This window comes from Cytophagales bacterium (genome assembly GCA_019456305.1).
Taxonomy (GTDB): domain Bacteria; phylum Bacteroidota; class Bacteroidia; order Cytophagales; family VRUD01; genus VRUD01.
Genome location: VRUD01000133.1, coordinates 1 through 5,542, shown reverse-complemented (window position 1 = coordinate 5,542; position 5,542 = coordinate 1). Strand labels below are relative to the sequence as shown.

At 34.0% G+C, this 5,542-nt stretch carries 6 protein-coding genes; all 6 read left to right on the top strand.

All coding sequences use genetic code 11. The features are described 5' to 3' along the window. On the top strand, positions 1-460 hold a 460-nt coding region (locus tag FVQ77_17130), incomplete at its 5' end, for a T9SS type A sorting domain-containing protein (GenBank protein MBW8052026.1). Positions 461-890: 430 nt separating this feature from the next. Beyond that, on the top strand, positions 891-1,475 hold the full coding sequence (locus FVQ77_17125) for a hypothetical protein (protein ID MBW8052025.1): 585 nt from the start codon (positions 891-893) through the stop codon (positions 1,473-1,475). Positions 1,476-1,545: 70 nt separating this feature from the next. After that, positions 1,546-1,740: a hypothetical protein gene (locus tag FVQ77_17120; protein ID MBW8052024.1), complete on the top strand. Its 195-nt coding sequence runs from the start codon at positions 1,546-1,548 to the stop codon at positions 1,738-1,740. Between the two features lie 265 nt (positions 1,741-2,005). Continuing rightward, positions 2,006-3,127: a Fic family protein gene (locus FVQ77_17115; protein MBW8052023.1), complete on the top strand. Its 1,122-nt coding sequence runs from the start codon at positions 2,006-2,008 to the stop codon at positions 3,125-3,127. A 290-nt stretch (positions 3,128-3,417) separates the two neighbouring features. After that, entirely contained in the window at positions 3,418-4,500 is a 1,083-nt protein-coding gene (locus FVQ77_17110) for a hypothetical protein (protein MBW8052022.1), read from the top strand. 22 nt (positions 4,501-4,522) lie between these two features. After that, the gene (locus FVQ77_17105; GenBank protein MBW8052021.1) at positions 4,523-5,446 is read left to right on the top strand and encodes a PDZ domain-containing protein; all 924 of its coding nucleotides are present in this window, start codon (positions 4,523-4,525) and stop codon (positions 5,444-5,446) included. Positions 5,447-5,542 lie beyond the last annotated feature (96 nt).

Here is a 5,542-nt window from a genome sequence, read left to right as displayed (position 1 = left end):
CGTATATGATACAATTACGGTTTACGATACGATAACGGTGAACGACACGGTTTTGGTTTTTGATACAACTATTGTAACTGTGTATGACACAACCACCGTTTACGATACCACTTATGTAACTGTTTATGATACTATAACTGTTTACGATTCCATTTCAGTTACCGATACACTCATTATTGACGTGGCGCTGGGTTTGCCACCGCCCAACAATGTAAACACAATAAAAGTTTACCCCAACCCTGCGGTAGACATGCTAACGATTGATAACGGAAACTTTGCCCTAATGAACAACTACAAAATAGAAATTACCGACAACATAGGTGTACAGGTGTTCTTCTCTGTCATCAACCAGCAAACATTTACGGTTGACATCAGCCAGTGGGCTACGGGGCTGTATTATATTCACATAAAGGATTCAGGTAATCAGATTGTTGATACGCGAAAAATTGTGTTGCAATAAGAGAATTAAAGAATAAAAAGCTACCACAGCAGGCACATCATTAACCAAATCGTTCATAATCCGCCTGTAAATCCAAATTTGGTTAATCATGTGCCTGCCTCTCCGCAAAAGACAAAATAAAAAATCTTCTTCTCCCCCTAAAAAAATCTTTTAAGAGGTAATATAAATAAACATAGTAACTCGGTGGACAGAATTTTGCCACTACAGTTTATAACATGCGCTAAATTCAATGCGGGTGAAGTGGTAGTTTGAAAGGTCTGTACTTTCTTCTATCTTTGTTGTCGTGGGACAAGTACGATGCTTTTAATCCCGCAGTGAATTTAGCGCTGTCCGTTATTGCACATTAAAATTCTGGTAACAAATAATCATTCACGACATATAGAGACAGCACGATTTAAACCCTTATTAAAAGACTATAATTGATAAAGAAATGTTAGACATTTACAAAGAAAATATTAGCATTGATAAACTCCGACAGGTCGAAGAAAGATTAAAAATTCAGCCAAACAGTTCTGATTTTATTTCTTACACTGAATTTCTAAAATATTTCCGCAACTTAAAGACAATTAAAAAACACAACTTAATAATAGGGATAAACTTTACATACGGCTGGATGCCGACAATTTTTCATTTTCGTCCTGACAAGTTAAATGAAGCGACACATATACTAAATTCAGCAAAACTGGGTCAAATACCGTCAGTTAATGACTTACAGGTTTTGAAAGAGTGTTTTAACAATTCACTTGTTGGGACTTCTAAACTTTTACATTTTATAAACCCGACAAAATTTGCGATTTGGGACAGTAGAGTTTATCGCTACTTGACAAATCAGAAACCATATTCCTATCGGCTTGACAATTACAATGCATACTTAGACTTTTTGAAATTCTGCGATTTCATTTCAAGCAATACAGCATTTGAGAGTATTCACAGCTCGCTTATAAAAAAAGTAGGTTATACAATGACACGATTTAGAACAGTCGAACTGATTATGTATAACGGAGGGGGACCATAACTAAAACAACATTATGAGAATCAAAAACTTATTAATTTGGATTATACTTTACGAATAAAAATTAAATATTATGAGCCAAAATCTAAAAGCATATCAAAAACTTAATTTGAAAGGGCTGGAAAATAAGTACGTAATTGTTGTAAATGGCAAATTAGTGGCAAAAGGATATGACATAGAGGAAATGTTAAGAAAGGTCAGACAGGAGTATCCTAAAAACATTCCATTTGTTGCCAAAGTACCTTCTAATAATATGATGGTTGTATGATAAGAGCCAGATATAAGAATGAAAATAGTAGCTTTGGCGCTGTAAAGCGCCCTGTTATTGAGGTTCTTTTGGAAAATAATGGAGAATATGTAAAAATACCATAGTAAATTGTGGGAAGATATAAGAAAAATCCTGGATTTTTCCCCTTACAGAAATCCATCACTGATATGTCCAGAAATACATAAAAAATGAACGCAACATGGTTGGTTTGTGAAAAAATGAACATATCTTTGCAATGCGTTCAATAAATTAAGTAAAAATGGACATGAATGGCGCAAGACCTTTTGATAGAAATAAGCCCTACAATCAATTACCGTTATTGCCTCCACCGGACGAGGTGATAGACAATGAGATTTTATTAAAATGGGGTTATGCCAGCAGGGCACTCGCAGAATTAAACAGAAATATACTCAGACTCCCAAACCCAAATATATTTGTAAACACAATCACACTACAGGAAGCAAAAAGTTCTTCAGCGATTGAGAACATTTTCACAACAGGTGACGAACTGTATAAAGCTGTATCAGATTCTTTAAAGAAAGAAAATGCCAATCACAACACCAAAGAAGTTTTGAGATATAGAGAAGCATTATGGACTGGATACTACGACATTAAGAAAAAAGGGAAAATAGATCAGGCCTCAATTATAAAAGTGTATCAGCAGATAAAAGATACTACACAACGGATCAGAGCACCACAATCACAAGTTGTAATTAAGAGAGGGCAAAGTGAATTTAGAGCTGGAGAAGTAATCTATACACCGCCAAGAGGAAAGGGAGTGGTTGAAAGTAAAATGGAAAACCTTATTCATTACCTCAATGATAAGGAAACTTATCCAACCGATCCATTACTCAAAATGGTAATAGCTCATTATCAATTCGAAGCAATTCACCCATTCTCTGACGGAAATGGAAGAACGGGAAGGGTTTTAAATCTACTGTACCTGGTAAATCAAGGATTAATAACACATCCGGTTCTCTATTTAAGTAAGTACATAATCGATAACAAGGAAGATTATTATTACAATATCGGAGCTGTGACACATAGGAAATCATGGAAAAACTGGATTGTTTTCATGTTGAATGCCGTAGAGAAAACAGCAAGATATACCAATCAGGTTATAGATGAGATAATTAACCAAATGGAAGCCACATTAGATTACAGTAAGAAAGAATTGAAGTGGTACAACAAAGAAGTAAATGAGGCGCTATTTACTCAGCCATATATTAAACCCAGGGTGATCGGGGATATTTTGGGCAGATCAAGCAGGACAACAGTAACTAAATATTTGTCTGAATTAACAGGGCTTGGAATACTTAGTCCAAAAAAGGATGGAAAGGAAGTGTATTATATAAATAACGACTTAGTAAGAATATTGGAGGGATAATATAAATAAAATTAGCTAACTTTGCTACACTTCAGAACTACGAAGAACAATACAAATAAAAATACAACCTAAAAATCTAAATTAAAAAGAAAGAAAAGTGATGTAAATGTTGCGATACTTCCTTAATTTAGTTGCCGTAAAAGTAAAAAATTAATAATAATAGGGTCAACCAGCACCCAGTAACCAGCATCCAGTAACTGATAATTTGATGCATGATGTTAATAATGATTACAATTTAAGTTGTTTTTTTTAATTTAGATTTTTAGGTACAAATTAACCCAAAAATTGCCATGAAAAAAATATCTCTTTTCCAGTTAATTTTTTTACTGTCAATTGTAACTTTTGCACAGTACAATCTTGATAACCTTTCACTAATTTCAGAAAGCAATATAAAAAACTACACATTCAAAAATTTGAGATTATATCCCATCCTCGCCAATGATGTTTTTCTTGACGCACACAAAAGTATCGGCAATTATACCATCCTCAAAGATGCGCTGGAACAAAAGAAAATAATTATCACTGAACAAGTTATTGAAGATACCACCCGCAATGAAAATATTGATCCCGGTAATAACCTCCAACAGCCTGATGACGAAAGTGATACGATTGATCCTGATGCATATATTCAGCAGAACATTATTTTTCAACAGGTTTATCAGTCTGGAAGTTCTGGCGGGAGGGTAAATACTTTGTTTATAGAAAATGTTTCAAGCGATACTGTTTATATTATGGCTGGTGAAGTAGTGAAAGGCGGCAAGCAAGACAGGGTAATTGCCAAAGATATGATAATCCTGCCTCAAAGCGGTAAAATTGATCTTTCAGTATTTTGTGTGGAAAAAGGAAGATGGAGCTATAGGGGTGAAAATTCGCAATCTTTTAAAGGCTATTATAATGTATCCAGCATGCAGATACGTAAAGCCATTGATACCAAAAAGGAACAGGGTAAAGTCTGGGAAGCTGTTGAAGTAGTTACATCGAAAAACAGTGCACAAAGCAATACCAGTACATACACCGCCTTAGACTCATCCAAATCATACAAAAATGAGATTGAAAAATACCGGAATTTTTTTGAAAATAAGTTCACAGATGAATCCAAAGCTATCGGGGTTGTTGTTACCACTGCTGACAGGATCATTGGCTGTGATATGTTTGCCACACCGGATCTGTTTAAAAACCAATTCAGTAATCTTTTACATTCTTATGCTACAGATGCTATTACTGAAGGTGAAGCTGTTTCCATTAAGCATAAAAAAGTAGAAGACTACCTCAACAAAATACTCTCAGATGAATCCTCCCAGGATGTGGTTATTGAAGAAAATGGTGTGATATTTAAAAGACAAGGGAAGAAACTACATATTACGAGTTATTAATTTTAATAAAACAATATTTATTTTGAAAAATCTTATTTTAATCTATCCCAAAAACATAATTTTTACTATTGGTTTGATCTTCTTATCAGCATGTTACCTAAGCGCCAAAGGAAGCTCTATTGACCGATTTACGATGATTCGCGATTCAAGCAAGATGATTTTTGGGTTTTTCCAAAGGATTGAGAGCGTTGATAAGGAGGTAATAAAAAAACTGCCCTTAGAGTCTGACTACAAAGGATTTATCGTACCCGTTTTTTATCGTAAAGCCCCTGCTTATAAAGATGGTCTTCGTCCGGGAGATATAATTATTTCAATCGATAATAAATCTTTTCACAGTGTTGATGAAATGAAGGCCTATATTGGTAACAAAAAGGAGAAAAAAATTGTCTTAAATATCTATCGTAATGATGTAATTCAAACAATTTCAACGAAACTTCTTACTGAAAAGAAATTTAATAAACAGTGGTTAGGAACGCCCGAAAAGAAAAGGAAAAAACTATTGGACGTAGGAGATCCGTATCAAATTTTAAAAATTAAACAGGTTTTTCAAGAGACACATTGGAGTTTTTTAAAGCTTGATCAATTAAAAGAAGCTAAAAAAGCCGTACAATCAACAGGTAAACCTTTATTAATTGTTCTTTTTGGAAGTTCTGCTTGTTGTGAACATTTGGCATTAAATCAACAACCCTATCGGAATCTTATCACTGATCCTTTAGTTCAGGTGCTAATAGAAAAAAAATTCACTTCTATTTTAATATTAAAACCAGAGGCCTATAAGATTTATGGAGAATACAATATCGTTTCTAACAGTCCGGTGTTGCTTACGGTTTCACCAGAAGGAAAATTGCAAAGCTATATTTCTCTTTTAGATACTACAACTTTGGAAAATATCACCGAATTTTTAGAAGAAGGTAAAAAAAATAAATTAGATTTTGAAATAAAATAATGATAACTTATGAAAAATTTCGCTCGAAAAAACGATGCCATCGCTCAAACTATTATATTTAACGAGATCATTGCTTGAAACGGAGGCAGTATTAGC